The following is an 18,690-nucleotide window of genomic DNA, read 5'->3' as shown; positions in this document are numbered from 1 at the left end:
GGGGCTACTGCTCCGTCTTGAGGACCGCGAGGAAGGCTTCCTGCGGAATCTCCACCGTGCCCACCTGCTTCATGCGCTTCTTGCCCTCCTTCTGCTTCTCCAGGAGCTTGCGCTTGCGGCTGATGTCGCCGCCGTAGCACTTGGCAAGGACGTTCTTGCGCATGGCGGAGATCGTCTCGCGGGAGATGATCTTCGCGCCGATGGCGGCCTGGATGGCCACCTCGTACATCTGCTTGGGAATCACTTCCTTGAGCTTCTCGCAGACCTCGCGGCCGCGCAGGTACGCGCGCTCGCGGTGCACGATGACGGACAGCGCGTCCACCGGCTCCCCGTTGATGAGGATGTCCAGCTTCGCCAAGTCCGACTCCTGGTAGGACGACAGCTCGTAGTCCAGGCTCGCGTAGCCGCGCGACACGCTCTTCAAGCGGTCGAAGAAGTCGAACACCACTTCGGCCATGGGCATCTCGTACGTCACCTGCACGCGGGTGCCGCTGGAGCCCAGGTACTTCATGTCCTTCTGCACGCCACGCCGGTCCTGGCACAGCTTCAGGATGGCGCCCAGGTGCTCGTTGGGCACGTGGATGTGACAGGTGAGGATGGGCTCCTCGAACTTCTCGATGTTCTGCGTGGGCGGCAGCTTCGCCGGGTTGTCCACCAGCATCGTCTCACCCTTGCTGGTGGTGATGCGGTAGACCACCGACGGCGCCGTGGTGATGAGGTTGAGGTTGTACTCGCGCTCCAGGCGCTCCTGGACGATCTCCATGTGGAGCAGGCCCAGGTAGCCGCAGCGGAAGCCGAACCCCAGCGCCGTGGACGACTCCGGCTCGTAGGTGAAGGCGGAGTCGTTCAGCGTCAGCTTCGCCAGCGCGTCGCGCAGGTTCTCGTAGTCCGCGGAGTCCACCGGGAAGATGCCGGAGAACACCATCGGCTTCACTTCCTTGAAGCCCGGGAAGGCGGTCTCCGTGGGGCGCGCCTCCTCCGTCACGGTGTCGCCGACCTTCGCGTCCTGCAGCTCCTTCACGTTGGCGACGAGGACGCCCACCTCGCCCGCCATGAGCTGCTGCACGGGGCGCGAGAAAGGGCTGAACACGCCCAGCTCCTGCACCTCGAAGACCTTGTTGTTGCTGAACATCTTGATCTTCTGCTTCAGCTTCAGCGTGCCTTCCAGCACGCGCACCAGCGTCACCACGCCCCGGTAGTTGTCGTACCAGGAGTCGAAGATGAGCGCCTTGAGCGGCGCGGCCGGCGAACCCTGCGGCGGCGGCACGCGCTTCACCACCGACTCCAGGATGTCGTGGATGCCCAGGCCCTCCTTCGCGGAGGCCGGCACCGCCACGGACGCGTCGATGCCGATGACGTCTTCAATCTCCCCGCGCGTGCGGTCCACGTCCGCGCTGGGCAGGTCGATCTTGTTGATGACCGGGATGATTTCCAGGTTGTGATCCAACGCCATGTAGACGTTGGCCAACGTCTGCGCCTCCACGCCCTGCGTCGCGTCCACGACGAGCAGCGCGCCCTCGCACGCGGCGAGGCTGCGGCTCACCTCGTAGGCGAAGTCCACGTGTCCCGGCGTGTCGATGAGGTTGAGGACGTAGTTCTGGCCGTCCTTCGCGGTGTACGTCATCCGCACGGACTGGGCCTTGATGGTGATGCCCCGCTCTCGCTCGATGTCCATGTTGTCGAGGAACTGGGCCTGCGCCTCACGCTTGGTCAGCGTGCCTGTCTTCTCCAGGAGGCGGTCGGCCAGCGTCGACTTTCCATGGTCGATGTGGGCGATGATGCAGAAGTTGCGGATGTGCGCGTTTTCAGCCGGCATGGTCAGGGCGCTCGTCGGTCGCGAAGCGGGCGTAGGTAACACCGAACCGCCTGAAAATCCACGACCGGCGCACACCTGCCCGCCGGGCACTCCACCTGCCTGACGCCCCGCATTCCCCCCGGCGCCAGGGCCGGAGGGAGCCAGGCGGCGGCTTCAGCCCCGGGCGCGGACGGGCCCCGCGGCCTGATCGCGGAAGAACTGGAGGGTGTGGCGCAGGCCCTCCGCCAGTTGCACGGACGGCTCCCAGCCCAGCACCTTCTTCGCGTGCGACGCGTCGATGCACGAGCGCAGCTGCTCGCCCGGCTTGCCCGGCGCGTGCGCGGCCTTCAGCGAGCTGCCGCCAGCCTGCGCGATGAGCTCGTAGAGCCGGTTGATGTCCGTCTCCACGCCGGTGCCGATGTTCGCGGCGCCCACGTAGTCGCTCTGGAAGGCCAGGTAGTTGGCGCGGGCCACGTCCGGACCGAAGACGAAGTCACGCGTCTGCTTGCCCTCGCCGAAGATGGTGCAGCCCTGCCCCGCGATGACGCGCTGGCTGAAGATGGCCACCACGCCCGCCTCGCCGTGCGGGTTCTGACGGGGGCCGTACACGTTGGCGTACCGCAGGGCGACGTACGGCAGGCCGTACTGCGCGCGGTAGTAGCCCAGGTACAGCTCGCCCGCCGCCTTGGAGACGCCGTAGGGCGACACCGGCCGCTGGGGGTGATCCTCCCGGGCCGGGAAGTAGTCCTGCTCGCCGTAGATGGCGCCGCCGGTGGAGCTGAAGATGACCTTCTTCACGCCGGACTGGCGCGCGGCCTCCAGCAGGTTCGTCATGCCGCGGATGTTCACGTCCGCGTCGAAGCCGGGGTCCTCCACGCTGCGGCGCACGTCCATCTGGGCGGCCAGGTGGCAGAGCACCTGGGGCTTCTCCGTGCGGATGAGCTCCGCGGCCTCCGGGCTCCGGATGTCGTGCACGGCCAGCCGCACGCGCGGATCCAGGTTCTCCCTCTTGCCGCTCGACAGGTTGTCCAGCGCGATGACCTCATGGCCATTGCGGAGGAACTCATCGCACACGTGCGAGCCGATGAAGCCCGCGCCGCCCGTTACCAGGACTTTCACGCCGTTCTCCCCAGGCCCGGCCGCCACGAGGGCCGGGCCGTCTACCTCGCGTTCACTCGCGCGCGGCCAACCTAAGTCCCGGAGGGGCGAGCGGCAACCTCACGGAAGTAGGCGATGGTGTCCCGCAAACCCTCCTCCAGCTTCACCTTGGGCTCCCACCCCAGCAGCGTGCGCGCGCGGGTGATGTCCGGCTGGCGCTGCTTCGGATCATCCTTGGGCAGCGGGTGGTAGACGATCTGCCTACCCCCACCGGCCGCCTCGCGCACGGCCTCCGCGAACTGCTTGATGGTCATCTCGCGCGGGTTGCCGATGTTCACCGGGCCGCGGACGTCCGACAGCACCAGCCGCACCAGGCCGTCCACCAGGTCCTTCACGTAGCAGAACGAGCGCGTCTGGCTGCCGTCACCGAAGACGCTGAAGTCCTCGCCCTTGAGCGCCTGGCCCACGAAGGCGGGCACCACGCGGCCGTCGTTGAGGCGCATGCGCGGGCCGTAGGTGTTGAAGATGCGCACGATGCGGACGTTCACGCCCCGGCTGCGCTCGTACGCGGCGCTGATGGCCTCCGAGTAGCGCTTGGCCTCGTCGTACACCGAGCGCGGCCCGATGGGATTCACGTTGCCCCAGTAATCCTCCTTCTGGGGGTGCACCAGCGGGTCGCCGTACACTTCCGACGTGGAGGCCATGAGGAACACGGCCTTCTTCTTCTCCGCCAGCTTCAGCGCGTTCTCCGTGCCAATGGAGCCCACGCGCAGCGTTTCGATGGGGAGGTTCGCGTAGTCGATGGGCGAAGCGGGCGAGGCCAGGTTGAGGACGAAGTCCACCGGCCCGTCCACCTCCAGCCCCTCCGTGATGTCCTGCTTCACGAACTGGAAGCCCGCGCGCGGCTTGAGCGTGCGCACGTTCGCTTCGTTCCCGGTGATGAGGTTGTCCACCGCGAGGACGGACTCCGCGCCGTCATCCAGCAGCCGCTCACACAGGTGCGAGCCCACGAATCCGGCCCCACCCAACACCACCGCCCGCTTGCCACGCATGCTCGTCACGTCACGCCTCGTTCGTCAGGAGAGTTCGTCGAAGGTCAGGACAGTTCGTCGAAGGTCGCCTGGCCCGGCAGCTGCGCCTTGTACTTCTCCAGGACCAGGTCGATGCCCTGCCGGATGTACTCGGCCACGGGCACCTTGGTCTTCTGGTTCAGCGCCTTGAGCAGTTCGTTCTGCTCCGGAGTGATGTAGATGGTGGTGCTGACTTTCTTTCGGGCCATGGCGATACGTGAAAATATATGGAATGACGTGGCCTGCGAAAGCACGGAAGTGAAGCGGCGCGAACATGGCGCCCCACCTGCTCGGGAGGCACCTTGGCTTCTAGCAACCGTTTGATTTTCCTGGGCTTCCTGGCGGTGGGCGCGCTCGCGGGCTGCGCCTCCCAGAAGGCCGCGGAGACCCCTGACGCGGTGCGCAAGCGCCCCGAGGGGGAGGCCATCCGGGGGAAGCAGGCGCCGGGGGAGACGGTCACGGAGCTGGACGCCAACGGCGACGGCCGCACGGACGTCTGGGAGTACCGGCTCAAGGACGTGCTGGTGCGCAAGGAGCTGGACCTGAACTGGGACGGCCGCGTGGACGTCACCCAGTTCCTGGATCCGCAGGGCGCGAAGGTCCGCGAGGTGATGGACCTGGACTACGACGGCAAGGTGGACGCCACGTACCACTACGCCGAGGGCAAGCGCACGAAGGGCGAGCGGGACCTGGACGGCGATGGCCGCGCGGACTCGTGGCTGTACTACGAGAACGACACGCTCGTGCGGAAGGAGCGCGACGCGAACCACGACGGCCGGGTGGACTACTGGGAGTACTGGGAGAACGGCCAGGTGGATCGCATTGGCGAGGACCTGGACGGCGACGGCACCGTGGACCAGTGGACCCGCAATCCGAACCCGGCGGCGAAGTCCAAGGAGTGACGTCGGGGGGCCGGCCGGCGCACCTCGAAGGGGCGCGCCAGCGGGCCGTGCGGCGAAGGACTACGGGGCGCTGGTGCCCGTGCGCCCGTAGGAGTCCTCCAGCCGAACCACGTCATTGAGCTCGGGGGTGCTGACCTCGAGGATGTCGCAGTCGGTGATGGCGACCATGCGGTGCTTGGTCAGCGGCTTGATGTGGTAGCTCTCACCGGGGTTCATCTCCTTCTCGATGAGGCCCTGGCCCTCGTCCACGACGAAGAGGAGCTTGCCGCTCTGGACGTGGATGGTCTCGTCCTTCACGTTGTGGAACTGGAGGCTCAGCTTGTGGCCAGCCTTCACGTGCAGGAGCTTGCCCACGTAGCGCTCCGTGTGGGCCCAGATGAGCTCGTGCCCCCAGGGCTTCTCCACCCGCTTCGTCGTCGTCATTTGCTTCGTCTCTTCCTTGCCCAGCAGCGCTAGTTCGTGCCGGCCACGTACGCGTCGAGCTGGGTCTCGCGCTTGAAGTCCGTCAGGTACCGACCCGCGGCTTCCTTGCTGGCGAAGCTGCCCATCCGGACGCGGTACCAGGTGCCCTTTCCAGGCACCTCCGCCGCCAGGATATAGGGGGCATAGCCCTTGTCGCGCAACCGCGCGGCGAAACGGTCGGCGTCCTGGCGGCTCTGGAAGGCGGAGAGCTGGAGCGTGAACGCCCCACCCTTCACGGCCTCCGACGGACGCGGCGGCTCCGCGGGCAGCGCCTGGGCGCGGGCGATGGCCTCCTTCATGCCTCCGTCACGCGCGGCGGTGCGGGTGGCGACCGGGGTCTCCTCCACCTTTCCCTTCACCGGCTCCACGACCTTGGGCTCCGGCTTCGCGGCGGCGGCGACCTTGGCGGGCTCCGCGGGCTTGGGCTCCGGCTTCAGGAGCGGCTTGCCGTTGGCGATGGCGTCCTCCTCGGCGGCGTCCATCGCGGGCAGCTCGCCCGTGTCGGGGTCCGGCGTGGGGGCCAGGGTGGGCTTCGTGGCGGCCTTGGGGGCCTCCGCGGGCTTGGGCTCCGGCTTGGCTTCTGGTTTCACCTCGGGCTTCGCGGCGACCTTGGGGGCCTCCGGCTTCGCGGCGGCCTTGGGCAGCGGCGGCAGGGGCTCCGAGCCCGTCTTGCGGGTGAGCTCGTCCGGGAAGGTGAGCGGCGGATCCTGGCGCGCGTCGTTGAGGACCTGCGCGTTGGCGTCCAGCGCGGAGAGCAGGTCCGGGGCTTCGGCCGTCTGCGCGTCGCTCGCGAGCTTCTTGCCCACCACCACGCCCAGCACGAACACGGCGCCCATCACGACGATGCCGGCGATCAACAGGCTGACGATCTGCCGGTTGTCCAGCGAGACGTCGAACTTCTCCTTCATCCGGTGGGCGTCACGCATGGCGGGGCAGACCTCGATCGCGCGCTCACGGCCCGTGTAACGGCCTGTAGCGACAGCGTGCGCGCAAGCTACGCCCCACCCCCAGGCGGGTCAAATTCGCGGAGGCGGCGAAAGTCCCAGTGCGCGCGAGGCCGGAAGTCCGGCGCGGGACACGCCAGGTCGGATCAGACGATCCACCCGCCGCCGAGCACGCGATCCCTGTCGTAGACGACCGCGGCCTGACCCGGCGTGACGGCGCGCGCGGGCTCGTCGAGCTTCACGGACACCAGCCCGTGCTGCGAGATGTGGATCCGCCCGGCAGCGCCCGCGTGGCGGTGACGGATGCGGACCTCCACGGCCTGTTCCGGCGGCGGCGGACCGTCCACCCAGTGCGGCTGGAGCAGGCCGAACTGCGCGCGGCCGGTGCCCTCCGCGGGGCCCACGACGACGCGGTTCGTCTCCGGCTCCAGGCGCTGCACGTAGCGCACCTCCCCCCCGCCCAGGTTGAGCCCCTTGCGCTGGCCCACGGTGAAGCGGTGGATGCCGTTGTGCGTGCCCAACACCTTGCCGTCCGGGTCCACGACTTCGCCGGACGGCTGGGGGCCGGCGACCTTCTCCACGAACCCGGCGTAGTCGCCGTCGGGCACGAAGCAGATCTCCATGCTCTCCGGCTTGTGGGTGGTGGGCAGATGGTGGCGCTCGGCGACGGCGCGCACCTCCGCCTTGGTGAGGTGGCCCACGGGGAAGAGCACGTCCTTCAGCTCCTCCTGGCCCAGGGTGAAGAGGAAGTAGCTCTGGTCCTTGGCGGCGTCCACGGCGCGGCGCAGGTGGAAGCGGCCGTCCACCTCCTCCACCTGGGCGTAGTGGCCGGTGGCGAGCCGGGCGCCCAGGGCGCGCGCGCGCTTGAGGAGGAAGTTGAACTTCACGTCGCGGTTGCAGCTCACGCACGGGATGGGCGTCTTGCCGCCCAGGTATGACTGGACGAACGGGTTGACGACCCGGTCCTGGAAGATCTCCTCGGCGTTGGCCACGTAGAACGGGATGCCCAGCGTCTGGGCCACCGCGCGGGCATCGTCGATGTCGTCCGGACTGCAGCAGCTGCCGCACTTCGCGGCGCCCTCGTAGGACCAGACGCGCAGGGTGATGCCGATGACCTCGTGGCCCTGCTCCTTGAGCAGGGCGGCGGCGGCCGAGGAATCCACTCCGCCACTCATCGCAACGACGACTCGCATGGGGCTCCTTCCTACACGCCCCCAGGCCGCGACGCACGGCCGGAGGCGCTCCAGGCCCCCTCCCCTGCCCTCCGGCCGGGAGGAGGCCCCCGTGTCATGACCCGCGCGCCGCCCAGGCCGTGAGCAGGGCGCGGAGCGCGTCCGCGGTGTTCAGCGACGGGTCATCGAGCACGGATTCGACCAGGTACCGGGTGGCCTCGCCCACCTTCGGCGAGGGGCCGATGCCCAGCGTCTTCATGATGTCGCCCCCGGTGAGCGCCAGCTCCTTCGCGGACAGGGGGGGCTTCGCGGCGGCCAACGCCTCCAGCCTTCCGGCCAGCGCCTCCACCGCGGGCAGCCGCTCCGGGGCCCGGACCTGGACGCGGGCCTTCGCCACGGAGAGGAGCGCGGGCAGGTTCGAAAGGCCCACGCGGGCGAGCAGCCGGCGCAGCGCGGGGTCCGCGTCGTCCACGCGTGTCTCCAGCTTCGCGTGCTCGACGAGCAGGCCGATGAGGTCCGCGGACTTGTTGGGGAACTTCAAGCGCAGACACAGCTCACGGGCCTGCGTCGCGGTGTCGATGTCCGACAGCAGCGTGGCCACGCGCAGGTCCGCGTCCAGCGGCGCGGCCTGCACGGCGGCGCGGGCCAACCGGGCGGTCTCCGGATCCGCCTGGGCCACCTCCGGCAGGAAGACGGCCATCAGCCCCGTGTCCGCCAAGAGGTGCAGCCCCATCTCCGCGCGGGGGGACACGAGCAGCTTGAGCAGTTCCTCGCGCACGCGCTCCAGCGCGACCTTGCGGAACACGGCCAGGGTGGCGGGGATGGCATCGCGGGTGTCGGGGTCCAGCGTGAAGCCCAGCACGGCGGCGAAGCGCACGGCGCGCAGGGGGCGCAGGCCGTCCTCGGAGAAGCGCTCCAGCGCGGAGCCCACGCAGCGGATCAGCTTCGCGGGCAGGTCCACCTGGCCGCCGAACGGATCCACCAGCTCGCGGTCGAGCGGGTTGTACGCCATGGCGTTGATGGTGAAGTCGCGCCGCGACAGGTCCTTCACGATGTCCCGCTCGAAGGACACGGAGCTGGGGCGCCGGCCATCCAGGTAGTCCCCTTCCGAACGGAACGTCGTCACCTCCACGTGGTTGCCGCCGGTGACGACGGTGACGGTGCCGTGCTGGATGCCCGTGGGGATGACCTTGCGGAAGGCGCGCTGGACCTCCTCCGGCAGCGCGCTGGTGGCGACGTCGAAGTCCTTCGGGTGGACCTTGCGCACCATGTCCCGCACGCAGCCGCCCACCAGGTAGGTGGGGTGGCCCAGCTCGCGCAGGCGGGTGATGACTTCGAGCACGGGCTTCGGAATGTCGGCGTCGTGGAGGTTGGCGATCATGTCCGCGGGGGTGGGAGGAGGCGGGCGCGTACGTTGCCGTCTTCCGGCGGGCCTCGCCACTGCGATGGCATCCCATGAAGGCCGGCATACGACAAATGACGTATACGTAAGTTTTGAGGAAACCCAGGCCCACATGGCCCGACAATCATTTCAAACGCATCACCTACCGCGGGCGGGGCCAACGGGCCGCCGTCCCGAGCGAGGCAAACCATGTTCAAGGTCACCAGCAACCACACGTTCAAGAACCCCTCCCGCCTGCAGATTGATCAGACGACGCAGGGCAAGACGAGCGACTACAGCCACGCGGTCAGCGGCGTGAACCAGATCCTCGACAAGGGCAACTTCGGCATCTCCGACCGTTCCAGGAACAGCGTCATCGACAACGTCAAGAAGGTGGAGACGGGCGCGCGCAGCGAGGTCAACGCGCACCAGCGCGAGGCACTCAACTTCGGCCGCGACGCCTTCGTGAGCGTCAGCAAGGGCCAGTTCAAGCAGGGCGCGGTGGAGGCGCTCGGCTCCGGCCTCAACGCCGCGGCCTCGGGGTTCAAGTCCACGTACACGCAGACGCCGCACGAGAAGCAGGGCATCCACCCCTGGTAACTCCTGACTGCGGCGTCTGGCGGGTGCATCTGTTAACGATGCACCCGCCATGTCCAACTCCCGAACCACCGCGGTGCACGTCCACGACGCCTGTGAGGTGTACGTGGGCCGTGCCTTCCGCGCCTGGGCGAAGCCCGGGCCGCTCAACCCCGTGCCCGGCCGCTTCGGCAACCCGTTCAAGCCCGGGGGCGTGAAGACCTGGAAGGCGATGATCCGCACGTACTTCGAGCCGTGGCTGGCGAAGCTGCCCGCGGACGAAGCCCAGCGGATCCGCGACGAGGCCCAGCGGCGCATGGCGCCCGGCCCGGACGCGTTCGAGTCCTTCCGCTGGTACCTGGAGCTGCGCACAAAGCACGACCCGGACTTCCTGCGCGATGTGAAGACCTTGCGCGGAAAGCGATTGGGCTGCTGGTGCAAGCCGGGCCCGTGCCACGCGGACGTGCTGGCCGCGTGGCTGGATTCAGGCCCATAGTCAGTGACGCGCGTTCTCCCGCTCGCGGACCTGCGCGGGCTGGGACGTGAGCGCCGCCTCCCCCTGCTTCCGCGTGCCCAGGACCTCCGACAGCGTCAGGCAGGCCTGCGCGATGGCGTTGCGCGCGGCGAGTGAGTCCGCCAGCGGATCCAGCATCACGAAGTCGTGGATCATCCCCTCGTACTGGAGGGCCAGCGCGGGGACGCCCGCGTCCACGAGCCTGCGCGCGTAGGCCTGCCCTTCGTCGCGGAGCACGTCGCACTCGCCGTTGAGGATCAACGCGGGCGGCAGGCCTCGCAGCTGCGCGTCGGTCGCGCGCAGGGGGCTGACGGTGGGCTGCGTGCGGACGGAGGAGTCCGGGGCGTAGTTGTCCCAGAACCACTGCATGCCGGCGCGGGTGAGGAAGTAGCCGTCCGCGTAGCGCGCGTAGGACCCCGTATCGAAGCGGGCGTCCATGACGGGATAGAACAGCACCTGCTGCAGGATGCGCGGACCGCCGCGCTCCTTCGCCACCAGCGTGAGGGCCGCCGCCAGGTTCCCGCCCGCGCTGTCCCCCACCACGGCGATCCGCTGGCCATCCAGGTCCGCCTCGCCGCCGTTCTTCGCGACCCACTGGAGCGCGGCGTAGGCCTGTTCGAGCTGCGCGGGGTACTGCCCTTCCGGAGCGGGCGTGTAGTTGACGAACACGACCGCGCACCGCGTGCCCACGGCCAGTTCGCGGATCAGCCGGTCGTGCGTGTCCTTGTCGCCCAGCACCCAGCCGCCGCCGTGGAGGTAGAGCACCACCGGGAGCTTCTCCGACACATCCGCGGGCCGCACGATGCGGACGGAGACCTGGCCGTCAGGGCCCACCGGCAGGGAGCGGTCCTCGATGCGAGCCGGTTTCTTCGCGGTCTTTCCCGCCTGCACGCTCCGGAGCACGCCGCGCGCCTCCGAGGGAGGCAGGGTCTCGAGCGCGGGCCCGCCCGCCTTCTTCAACTGCTCCAGGAAGGCACGGGCGTGGGGATCCAGGCCGGAGTCGGAAGGCTGCTTCGTGTCGGTGGACATGGCGTCTCTCCTCCTGGGCCGAGGATGGCCATGCACGGCAGGAGTGGGAGACGCAGGCACACGGTGGGCTTGCCTGATCGCCGCATCCGGGTGCCGCAGTAGCACGGGCCGGATGCCACCGGGCATGCCTCTCATGGGGGATGTCCGGGCGCTCCGCGCTTTGGGAAGGAATGACGTGGGCCTGCTTCACGGGCCCTTCATTCCCAGACAGCGGAGTCACCATGGCGGTCCAGTACGATCCCAGCATCATCACGAAGCACGCGCAGGCGCTGTACAACCGGGCCTCCGGCATCATCTTCGCGTGGAGCGTCATCGGCTTCATCGCGGGACTGGCGATGACGAAGGCCATGAGCAGCAACGCACCGGGCCCCATCCTGGTGCTGGGCGGACTGGTGGTGGCGTTGATCGGCGCCATGTTCGGCCGGGGCCGGGCCTTCGCGCTCCAACTCCAGGCACAGGTCGCGCTCTGCCAGGTCGCCACGGAGGCCAATACGCGGAGGGCCGCGAACGCGGCGGCCGCCGAGGTGTCGCCCCCCGCCCCTGAATCGGTGAACCGCGCGAGCTAGCGGATTTCATGGCGGCGGAGCTGCTAGGACGGGCCCCATGGGACTTGATGCGAGCTACCAGGCCCTTCCCGGCGGCTCCCCGCTGCTGGAGCTGGCGCGGCGGAACAGGGGCGTGGGCGGATGGCTGATGTCCGTCACCCGGTTGCTCCGGGCTCCGAGCGAGGAGACCCTGGCACCGGGCGGTCCGGACTCCGACGAGCTCTTGCTCCTGGACGCCGTGCGGGACGCGCTGCGCACCCGTCCCGACCTGGCGGCGCGACAGGTGGACCTGGGCCGGAGGTGGGATCACCTGCACTTCGTCCTCTCCGACCAGCGCCGGAACGCGCCGGGCACGGACGACGACTCGCTGGCCGGCATCGCGATTCACGGCGAGGCGGAGATCGCCCCGCACGTGGTGGCACCTCAGGGCGTACCCCTGCGCTACACGCGACCGGAGACGGTGGAGCGGATTGCCCGGATGCTGGAGGCCGTGCGGTTCGACGCCCTTCGCGAGCACTTCACCTTCAAGAACCTGAGCGACGCAGCCGTCTACAAGTGTCCGCATGAAGAGGGCATCGACGAGGCCTGGCAGTGGCTCACCGAGCGCTTCGACCGCTTCCGCGCCTTCCACGTCACGGCCGCGAAGCACGGAGACGGTGTCCTTGTCTGTGTGGACTGAACCCTGGCGCCACGCATGAAATACACCTTCGTCTTCACCACCGCGGCGGCACTCCTCACCTTCCTGGCGCAGCGGCTCCATGGCATTGGCTGGTTGCTGCTGTGGCCCGCGTTGAGCTTCGCCATCGTGGCGCTCGCCTATGCCGGCGTGGGCGCGGGGGCCTTCGGGAAGCAGACCGACGGACGGATGCAGCCGTGGGCATTGGTCGCGCTCCTGCCCTACCTGCTGCTCACGTGGGGCACCTGGCATCTGGCGCGGCGGTCCTCGCGGGAGCATGTCCTTGACGAAGTGGCGCCGGGGTTCCTGGTGGGGCGCAGGCTGCTACCCGGTGAGCTGCCCCCGGGTGTCACCGCCGTGCTCGACCTGACCTCCGAGTTCATCGAACCGGAAGCCATCCGTGGCGCCTGCCGGTACGTGTCCCTGCCCATCCTGGACGCATCGACGTTGCCCGTGGAGCAGGTGGCTCCGGTCCTTCGCGAGCTGGCCGCCCTGCCCGGCCCCCTGTACGTCCACTGCGCGCAGGGACATGGGCGCACGGGGATGATCGCCGCCGCGCTCCTCGTGGCCCGGGGTGACGCGCCGGACGCGAAGACGGCACTCGCGCGGGTGCGCCAGGCGCGGCCCGGGGTGCGGCTCTCCGCCTCGCAGGAGCGTGCGCTCGACGCGTTGTCGGCGGCACTCCGCTCCCCTCCCTGAACCGCGAGGCCTGGACACGGCAGGCCCCGCGGATGCTCAGGACGGCTCAGCTCTCGGCGGACGGAGTCTGCTCCGTGGCCGGATGGTCGGCGTCGCAGACCGGCGCGGTGTCCTCCGACTGCTGCGTGGAGACGGAAGCGGTCTCCTCGGAAGGCGCGGGCGCGAAGCACCAGCCCGCCTCCTCACAGGTGGTGCGGAAGGTCCCCTCGTAACAAGGCCCGGTGCAGCCGCGGGCCGGGCAGACGTCCATGCACTGCGGCGGATAGGCAAACGCGGCGGCGGGAGCCACGGCGAAAACAGCGGCGACGGCCATCAAGGACTTCTTCAGCGCGTTCATCGACACTCCTGGGGTGTGGGATGTGCCCACGCGAAAGGCAGGCACGCCTCACAGCAGATGCCAGCCCCGGAAAACAAAGACAGACACCCCACACCCGCGGCGTCCTCGACCCAACACTCGCATCGCCCTCAAGTCCGCGCCGCGAAAGTCAATAGTGGCAAGCCGCGATATCCGGCCCCCGTGGCGGGAACCAGACTGCGCATCCACCCATTCGTCGGAGCCGCCATGTTCCTCACCCGTCTGTTGGCCGTCGCCGCTGCGTTTACCCTTTCGCCCACGGCCAGCTTTGCCATGCCCATCCAATGCAGCCAGGTCTGTCCCGAGACCTATGAATGCGACATGGCGTGCGGCGAGGGCTATCGCATCACCACGTGCCAGGCGGCGGGCTACGCCTGCTACTCCCCGGCCAGCGCTCCTGGGTCGAGCGGCGAGGAGCTGGTTTCGGCCTGTTCGGACTGCTCCGACGCACGGACAAGCTGCCTCTGGAACGCGGCGACCGGCTCCGCGGACGCCCAGTCGTGCGTTGACGCCTATGTCGCATGCGCCGAGAGTTCCTGCGGGAGCGCGAATTAGCGCGCCACTTTCAAACTGCGTTCAACAGCCTGTGGGTCTCCCGCGGTCTGGTCCTCCCGGGAGCCCGGACGCTGATGCGCTTTCACAAGGCCTTGCGCGCCAGCTCCCGCGCCGCTTCGACGAAGAGCCGCAGCGGCGCGGAGCGCTGTGCACGGCTGGGGTAGTAGAGGAAGAAACCGGGCACGGTGGGCGAATAGGCCTCCAGCACCCGCACGAGCTTCCCGGTGCGCAGCCCCTCCTCCACGGCCGGCTCGAAGGCGTACGTCAGCCCCAGGCCCTGCTCCGCCAGGATCGCGGGCAGGTGGATGTCATTGGTGACGACACCGCCGCGCACCGGCACGCGCCAGTTCTTGCGCCCGCGCTCCAGCTCCCACGCGTAGAGCGTTCCGGTCGTCTGTGAACGGAAGGTGATGCACTCGTGCTTCAGCAGGTCCTCGGGGCGCTGGGGCGTTCCGTGGCGCGCGAGGTAGCCGGGCGACCCCACCACCACGAAGCGGAAGGCCTCCGTGAGGCGCACCTGCACCATGTCGCGCTGGATGGCTTCGCTCAGACGCACGCCCGCGTCGTAGCCCTCCTCGACGATGTCCACGAAGCGATCCTCGATGACGACCTCCACCTCCACCCGCGGGTGACGCGCACGGAAGATGGGGACCACCGGGGTGATGACGTAGGGCACCGCCGCCGTCAGCACCGACAGCCGGACCCGGCCCACGGCCTCTCCGGGCTGCGCGGCCACCTCGCGCAGCGTGGCCAGCGTCTGCCCCACGGCCGGGCCTGCTCCCTCCACGAGCCGCCGGCCTACGTCCGTCAGCGCCACACTGCGCGTGGTGCGCGTGAGCAACACCACCCGCAGCTGTTCCTCCAGTTGCCGCACCGCCTGGCTCACCGCGGCCGTGGAGACGCCCAGCTCGCGCGCGGCTCCGCTGAAGCTGCGCAGCCGGGCCACGGCGAGGAACACCTGGAGCTGGTTGAAAGGCGCCGTATTCATTCGCGAGGACCGTACCTGAAGCCACTGTTAAGCACGCGTTAACAGCCTATTGGCTCCTCCACGCGTAGTCATCCCCAGGGCCGGCGCGTATCTCTCTGTCCATGAACGGGGCTGACCGGCCCCCATGATTCCTGGAGAGAGAAGCCCCATGCCTACCGCCAACGCCTACGCCGCCACCTCCGCGAAGTCACCGCTCGGTCCCCTGGCCATCCAGCGCCGGGAGCTGGGCCCGCGCGACGTGCTCATCGAGATCAAGTACTGCGGCATCTGCCACTCCGACATCCACACCGTCCGCGGCGAGTGGGGCGAGACGACCTACCCCATCGTCCCCGGTCATGAGATCGCCGGCATCGTCACCCGCGTCGGCGCCCAGGTGAAGAAGCACGCCGTCGGCGACCGCGTCGGCGTGGGCTGCATGGTGGACTCCTGCGGCGACTGCGCGTCCTGCCGCAAGGGCGAGGAGCAGCACTGCCTCAAGGGGATGGTCGGAACGTACGGCGCCACCGGCCGCGACGGCCAGCTCACGCAGGGCGGCTACTCCACGCACATCGTCGTGACCGAGGACTTCGTGCTCAAGATTCCGGAAGGCATCTCGCTCGACGCCGCCGCGCCGCTCCTGTGCGCGGGCATCACGACGTACTCACCGCTGCGCCGCTGGGGCGCGGGCCCCGGCAAGAAGGTCGCCATCGTGGGCCTGGGCGGACTGGGACACATGGGCGTGAAGTTCGCTCGCGCGATGGGCGCGGAGGTGACCGTCCTGTCACAGTCGCTGAGCAAGAAGGAGGACGGCCTGCGCCTGGGCGCGCACCACTACTACGCCACGAAGGACCCGGAGACGTTCAAGAAGCTCGCGGGCACCTTCGACCTCATCGTGAACACAGTGAGCGCGAAGATCGACGTGGACGCCTACCTGTCCCTGCTGGCCCTGGACGGCGCCCTGGTCAACGTGGGCGCTCCGCCGGAGCCGCTCGCGGTCAACGTGTTCTCGCTCATCATGCCCCGCCGCGTGTTCACCGGGTCGCTCATCGGCGGCATCCCGCAGACGCAGGAGATGTTGGACTTCTGCGCGAAGCACCACATCGGCGCGGACATCGAGGTCATCCCCGCCAGCAAGATCAACGACGCCTACGAGCGGGTGCTCGCCTCCGACGTCCGCTACCGGTTCGTCATCGACACGTCGACGCTGAAGTAATTCCGTTGGGGGGAAGCCAGTGGAGGCGTCGTGAATAGCCTCTCCGCCGGTGGCCGGACGTCTCCGGCCCGGGGAGGCAGCATGAAGCAGACGCGTGGATTCGCCGTGGCCGTGGCAGTGACCACCATCCTCACGGTGGCGCCGGACGTCCAGGCCCGCGGCGCGATTCCTTCCACGGCGTCCGGTGCGGCGACACCCTCACCACGAATACCCTTCTCACCCACAACCTCAACTGCCCCAGCTCGGCGCCCTTCGCGCTTCAGATCGACGGCGACGGCATCGTCCTGGACCTGGTCCACAATAACAACTACGCGAACTTCCTCATCACCGAGTGCCGCCTGAGTGGGAACAACATCGGGCTGAGCAGCGAGTTCGACGCGTCCAATGGCAGCTTCGACGTGCGGTCGTCCGTGTTCACCCACAATGGGATCGCGATGTTCGCGGACTTCCACGACATCGACGCGCTCGACTCCACGTTCACGTCCAACGGGAGGGTCTTCTACTGCTGGCAAGGCATCATGCGCTTCAGGTCCAGCCCATGACAACGCGAGCGGCCTGACGCTCTCCGACCGTGAAGGGTTCCCCACCGGTCCGATGACGGGCATCGTCCGCGGCAACCAGTTCCTGGCCAACGACGGCGACGGACTCCGGGTGCAGCCGCCCAGCACCCCCACGGTGATCAACAACCTCGCGCTGGGCAACACGGGCTTCGGTATCTACGCGCCCACCGCCTATGACGGCGACGGAAACGTCGCGCGTGACAACACCGCGGGCAACTGCGTCGGCATCGTCTGCGCCCCGTACTGACGTCCGGCTGCCCTGGCTGGAACAATTCACCTCCAGATACCTGCACGCACCCGGGTCGCCTTGAGGCGCACCCGGGCGCATTCACTAGCGTGGCCTCCGTCCATTCCACCTTGGAGGTCGCGACATGGAAGAGGAACGCGGAAGGGCCTGGGTGCCCTGGTTGGTGACGGCGCTGGTGGCGGTGCTCGCGGGGCTGGTGCTCTATCTGTCGCATCGCAGCACGACCCGCGCGGACGCGGAGGCGGCGGCCGCCGTTGCCCGGGCCAGCGAAGCGGAGACCGCGAAGCAGCAGTTGGAGGCGAAGCTGGCCGCGCTGGAGGCGGACCACGCGAAGCTGACCACGGAGAAGGATCAGCTCAGCACGGAGAAGGAACAGCTCAGCCAGACGGTGCAGGAGCAGGAGGCGGAGCTCACCCGCCTCAAGGCCACCTACGAGGACCTCCAGGACAAGCTGAAGAAGGAGATCGCCGAGGGCGCCATCCGCCTGTCGCAGGACGGTGGCCGCCTCCAGGTGGACCTGGTCGACAAGGTCCTCTTCGATTCAGGCGACGCCAGCATCAGCGCGCGCGGACAGGAGGTCCTCACCCGGCTGGGCGGCGTGCTGTCCAAGGTGGATGACAAGCTCATCCAGGTGTCGGGCCACACCGACGACTCGCCGCCCACGCTGAAGCTCCAGGCCACCTTCCCCACCAACTGGGAGCTGTCCGTCGCGCGCGCCGTCAACGTGGTGCGCTTCCTCCAGGAGAAGGGCGGCGTGCCCGCGAAGCGCATGCTCGCGGCCGGCTACGGCGACACGCGCCCCCTGGGGGCCAATGCCTCGCCGCAGGGCCGTGCGCGCAACCGCCGCATCGAGCTGCTGTTGATCCCGGAGCTGGCCGCGAAGAGGAACCCCGCCATCGCGAAGGCGGCCCCCGCGAAGGCAACCCCTGCGAAGGGCGCTCCCGCGAAGGCCTCCACCGTGAAGCCCGCCGTCGGGAAGAAGGCGGGCCGGTAGTCAAACTCCGTCTTGCTTCAGCGTGCGGAACACGGCGGGCAACTCCTGCTCACCCAGCCCCGCGCCGAGGGCCCGCCGGTAGTTCTCCAGCAGTTCCCTGGGGAAGCGCGCGCTGATGCGGGCGTCGGTGCTCAGCCGGACGATGTGCTCGATGGCCGCGACATGGGTGTTGAGGCTGCACTGCTGGCCGGTGAAGTCGTCGCGTCCAATCATGTCCTGCGCGGCGTCCGCGGTGACGGAGATCAACCCCAGGAAGGAGTTCTTCTGGGCGAAGAAGGCCTTCGGATCCAGCCCCTCGGACTGGCACATCGCCGCGGCGTGGAGGAGCGCCAGCGAGCCTCCGTAGTAGGCCTCGAGGATCGCGCAGTCGAGCGTCGCGGCGGAGCCGATCTTCTCGTCGACGTAGACGGAGTTCCTGGCGATGGCCTGGAGGGTTTCCACGTGCCGGTCGAACACCGCTCGTGCCCCGGCGTAGTAGACCGTCGCGTAGTCGGTGGCCACGAACGCGGGATAGGCGAGGATCGCCGCGTCCAGGTAGTCCACGCCATGGGCCCTCGCCCACTCCAGGCCTCCGCGCGCGTCCGCCGGTGAGCCGCTGGTGAGCTGGACCAGCGTCTTTCCCGCCAGCGCCGCCGCGATGGCCGGCGACGCCACCACCTCCGTCCACGCCGCGTAGTTGGACAGCGAGACGACCACGAGCGCCCGCCCGGCGACGGCCTCCACCAGGGTCTCGAACGCGACCGTGCCCCCGCCCACGGCCCTGGCCCTGGCTGGCGTCCGGTTCCACACCGCGACGTCATGCCCCGCCGCCGCGAAGGCCCGCGCCAGCGCGCTGCCCATGAGACCACTGCCAATCACCGCGATCTTCGTCGAACGGCTGGACGTCATCGTCACGCTCCTGGGGTGAGGCCCCAGCCTCGAAGCGCGCGCACTCCG

22 protein-coding genes are annotated in these 18,690 nt (G+C 69.0%); 9 read left to right on the top strand and 13 right to left on the bottom strand.

The features are described from left to right. Positions 1–4 precede the first annotated feature (4 nt). The 4 genes from lepA to JYJ93_RS20240 all read right to left on the bottom strand — a co-directional run bounded on the left by lepA (position 5) and on the right by JYJ93_RS20240 (position 4,172). Complete coding sequence (lepA, locus tag JYJ93_RS20255) at positions 5–1,816, bottom strand: translation elongation factor 4 (protein WP_206793701.1); 1,812 nt, start codon at positions 1,814–1,816, stop codon at positions 5–7. Positions 1,817–1,969: 153 nt separating this feature from the next. Next, a complete protein-coding gene (locus JYJ93_RS20250) occupies positions 1,970–2,914 on the bottom strand; it encodes an NAD-dependent epimerase/dehydratase family protein (RefSeq protein WP_206793700.1) in 945 nt (314 codons plus the stop codon). 71 nt (positions 2,915–2,985) lie between these two features. Beyond that, positions 2,986–3,945, bottom strand: a complete 960-nt coding sequence (locus JYJ93_RS20245) for a UDP-glucuronic acid decarboxylase family protein (RefSeq protein ID WP_206800389.1) — start codon at positions 3,943–3,945, stop codon at positions 2,986–2,988. Positions 3,946–3,989: 44 nt separating this feature from the next. Further along, positions 3,990–4,172: a ribbon-helix-helix domain-containing protein gene (locus tag JYJ93_RS20240; protein ID WP_014397342.1), complete on the bottom strand. Its 183-nt coding sequence runs from the start codon at positions 4,170–4,172 to the stop codon at positions 3,990–3,992. A gap of 93 nt (positions 4,173–4,265) precedes the next feature. On the opposite strand from JYJ93_RS20240, the gene JYJ93_RS20235 reads away from it, so the two are divergent. After that, positions 4,266–4,865, top strand: a complete 600-nt coding sequence (locus JYJ93_RS20235) for a hypothetical protein (protein ID WP_206793698.1) — start codon at positions 4,266–4,268, stop codon at positions 4,863–4,865. Positions 4,866–4,925: 60 nt separating this feature from the next. Here JYJ93_RS20235 and JYJ93_RS20230 read toward each other — a convergent pair whose 3' ends face one another. The 4 genes from JYJ93_RS20230 to JYJ93_RS20215 form a co-directional block, all read right to left on the bottom strand. Next, positions 4,926–5,312: a cupin domain-containing protein gene (locus tag JYJ93_RS20230; protein WP_223738386.1), complete on the bottom strand. Its 387-nt coding sequence runs from the start codon at positions 5,310–5,312 to the stop codon at positions 4,926–4,928. Positions 5,313–5,317: 5 nt separating this feature from the next. Next, positions 5,318–6,253 carry an SPOR domain-containing protein gene (locus JYJ93_RS20225; protein ID WP_206793695.1) on the bottom strand — a complete coding sequence of 312 codons (936 nt, stop codon included), beginning with the start codon at positions 6,251–6,253 and terminating at the stop codon, positions 5,318–5,320. A 164-nt stretch (positions 6,254–6,417) separates the two neighbouring features. Beyond that, complete coding sequence (mnmA, locus tag JYJ93_RS20220) at positions 6,418–7,464, bottom strand: tRNA 2-thiouridine(34) synthase MnmA (protein ID WP_206793694.1); 1,047 nt, start codon at positions 7,462–7,464, stop codon at positions 6,418–6,420. Positions 7,465–7,558: 94 nt separating this feature from the next. Then, positions 7,559–8,824 carry a CCA tRNA nucleotidyltransferase gene (locus tag JYJ93_RS20215; RefSeq protein WP_206793692.1) on the bottom strand — a complete coding sequence of 422 codons (1,266 nt, stop codon included), beginning with the start codon at positions 8,822–8,824 and terminating at the stop codon, positions 7,559–7,561. Between the two features lie 210 nt (positions 8,825–9,034). On the opposite strand from JYJ93_RS20215, the gene JYJ93_RS20210 reads away from it, so the two are divergent. Continuing rightward, entirely contained in the window at positions 9,035–9,424 is a 390-nt protein-coding gene (locus tag JYJ93_RS20210; RefSeq protein WP_206793690.1) for a hypothetical protein, read from the top strand. Positions 9,425–9,473: 49 nt separating this feature from the next. Next, on the top strand, positions 9,474–9,896 hold the full coding sequence (locus JYJ93_RS20205) for a DUF4326 domain-containing protein (RefSeq protein ID WP_206793688.1): 423 nt from the start codon (positions 9,474–9,476) through the stop codon (positions 9,894–9,896). Here JYJ93_RS20205 and JYJ93_RS20200 read toward each other — a convergent pair whose 3' ends face one another. After that, the gene (locus JYJ93_RS20200; protein WP_206793686.1) at positions 9,897–10,943 is read right to left on the bottom strand and encodes an alpha/beta hydrolase; all 1,047 of its coding nucleotides are present in this window, start codon (positions 10,941–10,943) and stop codon (positions 9,897–9,899) included. Between the two features lie 221 nt (positions 10,944–11,164). Here JYJ93_RS20200 and JYJ93_RS20195 point away from each other — a divergent pair, with 221 nt between their 5' ends. The 3 genes from JYJ93_RS20195 to JYJ93_RS20185 are packed head-to-tail and all read left to right on the top strand — an operon-like array spanning position 11,165 to position 12,863. Next, positions 11,165–11,509 carry a hypothetical protein gene (locus JYJ93_RS20195; protein ID WP_206793684.1) on the top strand — a complete coding sequence of 115 codons (345 nt, stop codon included), beginning with the start codon at positions 11,165–11,167 and terminating at the stop codon, positions 11,507–11,509. 37 nt (positions 11,510–11,546) lie between these two features. After that, entirely contained in the window at positions 11,547–12,167 is a 621-nt protein-coding gene (locus JYJ93_RS20190) for a DUF1877 family protein (protein ID WP_206793682.1), read from the top strand. A gap of 15 nt (positions 12,168–12,182) precedes the next feature. Further along, complete coding sequence (locus JYJ93_RS20185) at positions 12,183–12,863, top strand: tyrosine-protein phosphatase (RefSeq protein WP_206793680.1); 681 nt, start codon at positions 12,183–12,185, stop codon at positions 12,861–12,863. A 46-nt stretch (positions 12,864–12,909) separates the two neighbouring features. On the opposite strand, the gene JYJ93_RS20180 is transcribed toward JYJ93_RS20185, so the two are convergent. Then, the gene (locus JYJ93_RS20180; RefSeq protein ID WP_206793678.1) at positions 12,910–13,200 is read right to left on the bottom strand and encodes a hypothetical protein; all 291 of its coding nucleotides are present in this window, start codon (positions 13,198–13,200) and stop codon (positions 12,910–12,912) included. A gap of 655 nt (positions 13,201–13,855) precedes the next feature. Continuing rightward, on the bottom strand, positions 13,856–14,761 hold the full coding sequence (locus JYJ93_RS20175; protein WP_206793676.1) for a LysR family transcriptional regulator: 906 nt from the start codon (positions 14,759–14,761) through the stop codon (positions 13,856–13,858). A 148-nt stretch (positions 14,762–14,909) separates the two neighbouring features. Between JYJ93_RS20175 and JYJ93_RS20170 the strand changes: the two genes are divergently transcribed. Further along, the gene (locus JYJ93_RS20170) at positions 14,910–15,953 is read left to right on the top strand and encodes an NAD(P)-dependent alcohol dehydrogenase (RefSeq protein WP_206793674.1); all 1,044 of its coding nucleotides are present in this window, start codon (positions 14,910–14,912) and stop codon (positions 15,951–15,953) included. Between the two features lie 307 nt (positions 15,954–16,260). On the opposite strand, the gene JYJ93_RS40170 is transcribed toward JYJ93_RS20170, so the two are convergent. Then, a complete protein-coding gene (locus JYJ93_RS40170) occupies positions 16,261–16,410 on the bottom strand; it encodes a hypothetical protein (RefSeq protein ID WP_242543871.1) in 150 nt (49 codons plus the stop codon). Between the two features lie 137 nt (positions 16,411–16,547). Here JYJ93_RS40170 and JYJ93_RS40165 point away from each other — a divergent pair, with 137 nt between their 5' ends. Then, complete coding sequence (locus JYJ93_RS40165) at positions 16,548–16,760, top strand: hypothetical protein (RefSeq protein ID WP_242543870.1); 213 nt, start codon at positions 16,548–16,550, stop codon at positions 16,758–16,760. A 124-nt stretch (positions 16,761–16,884) separates the two neighbouring features. Further along, positions 16,885–17,754: a flagellar motor protein MotB gene (locus JYJ93_RS20160; protein ID WP_206793672.1), complete on the top strand. Its 870-nt coding sequence runs from the start codon at positions 16,885–16,887 to the stop codon at positions 17,752–17,754. On the opposite strand, the gene JYJ93_RS20155 is transcribed toward JYJ93_RS20160, so the two are convergent. Further along, positions 17,755–18,642: an NAD(P)-binding domain-containing protein gene (locus JYJ93_RS20155; RefSeq protein WP_206793670.1), complete on the bottom strand. Its 888-nt coding sequence runs from the start codon at positions 18,640–18,642 to the stop codon at positions 17,755–17,757. Positions 18,643–18,690: the final 48 nt, after the last annotated feature.

It is taken from the genome of Corallococcus sp. NCSPR001 (genome assembly GCF_017309135.1).
Classification (GTDB): domain Bacteria; phylum Myxococcota; class Myxococcia; order Myxococcales; family Myxococcaceae; genus Corallococcus.
The sequence above is the reverse complement of the archived record's forward strand: the minus strand, read 5'-3'. Positions and strand labels throughout refer to the sequence as shown.

Coding starts and splice junctions, on each gene's coding strand:
- lepA (WP_206793701.1), bottom strand. CDS start 1,816: ATGCCGGCTGAAAACGCGCACATCCGCAACTTCTGCATCATCGCCCAC.
- JYJ93_RS20245 (WP_206800389.1), bottom strand. CDS start 3,945: ATGCGTGGCAAGCGGGCGGTGGTGTTGGGTGGGGCCGGATTCGTGGGC.
- JYJ93_RS20240 (WP_014397342.1), bottom strand. CDS start 4,172: ATGGCCCGAAAGAAAGTCAGCACCACCATCTACATCACTCCGGAGCAG.
- JYJ93_RS20225 (WP_206793695.1), bottom strand. CDS start 6,253: ATGCGTGACGCCCACCGGATGAAGGAGAAGTTCGACGTCTCGCTGGAC.
- mnmA (WP_206793694.1), bottom strand. CDS start 7,464: ATGCGAGTCGTCGTTGCGATGAGTGGCGGAGTGGATTCCTCGGCCGCC.
- JYJ93_RS20215 (WP_206793692.1), bottom strand. CDS start 8,824: ATGATCGCCAACCTCCACGACGCCGACATTCCGAAGCCCGTGCTCGAA.
- JYJ93_RS20210 (WP_206793690.1), top strand. CDS start 9,035: ATGTTCAAGGTCACCAGCAACCACACGTTCAAGAACCCCTCCCGCCTG.
- JYJ93_RS20205 (WP_206793688.1), top strand. CDS start 9,474: ATGTCCAACTCCCGAACCACCGCGGTGCACGTCCACGACGCCTGTGAG.
- JYJ93_RS20200 (WP_206793686.1), bottom strand. CDS start 10,943: ATGTCCACCGACACGAAGCAGCCTTCCGACTCCGGCCTGGATCCCCAC.
- JYJ93_RS20195 (WP_206793684.1), top strand. CDS start 11,165: ATGGCGGTCCAGTACGATCCCAGCATCATCACGAAGCACGCGCAGGCG.
- JYJ93_RS20190 (WP_206793682.1), top strand. CDS start 11,547: ATGGGACTTGATGCGAGCTACCAGGCCCTTCCCGGCGGCTCCCCGCTG.
- JYJ93_RS20185 (WP_206793680.1), top strand. CDS start 12,183: ATGAAATACACCTTCGTCTTCACCACCGCGGCGGCACTCCTCACCTTC.
- JYJ93_RS20180 (WP_206793678.1), bottom strand. CDS start 13,200: ATGAACGCGCTGAAGAAGTCCTTGATGGCCGTCGCCGCTGTTTTCGCC.
- JYJ93_RS20175 (WP_206793676.1), bottom strand. CDS start 14,761: ATGAATACGGCGCCTTTCAACCAGCTCCAGGTGTTCCTCGCCGTGGCC.
- JYJ93_RS20170 (WP_206793674.1), top strand. CDS start 14,910: ATGCCTACCGCCAACGCCTACGCCGCCACCTCCGCGAAGTCACCGCTC.
- JYJ93_RS40170 (WP_242543871.1), bottom strand. CDS start 16,410: ATGTCGTGGAAGTCCGCGAACATCGCGATCCCATTGTGGGTGAACACG.
- JYJ93_RS40165 (WP_242543870.1), top strand. CDS start 16,548: ATGACGGGCATCGTCCGCGGCAACCAGTTCCTGGCCAACGACGGCGAC.
- JYJ93_RS20160 (WP_206793672.1), top strand. CDS start 16,885: ATGGAAGAGGAACGCGGAAGGGCCTGGGTGCCCTGGTTGGTGACGGCG.
- JYJ93_RS20155 (WP_206793670.1), bottom strand. CDS start 18,642: ATGACGTCCAGCCGTTCGACGAAGATCGCGGTGATTGGCAGTGGTCTC.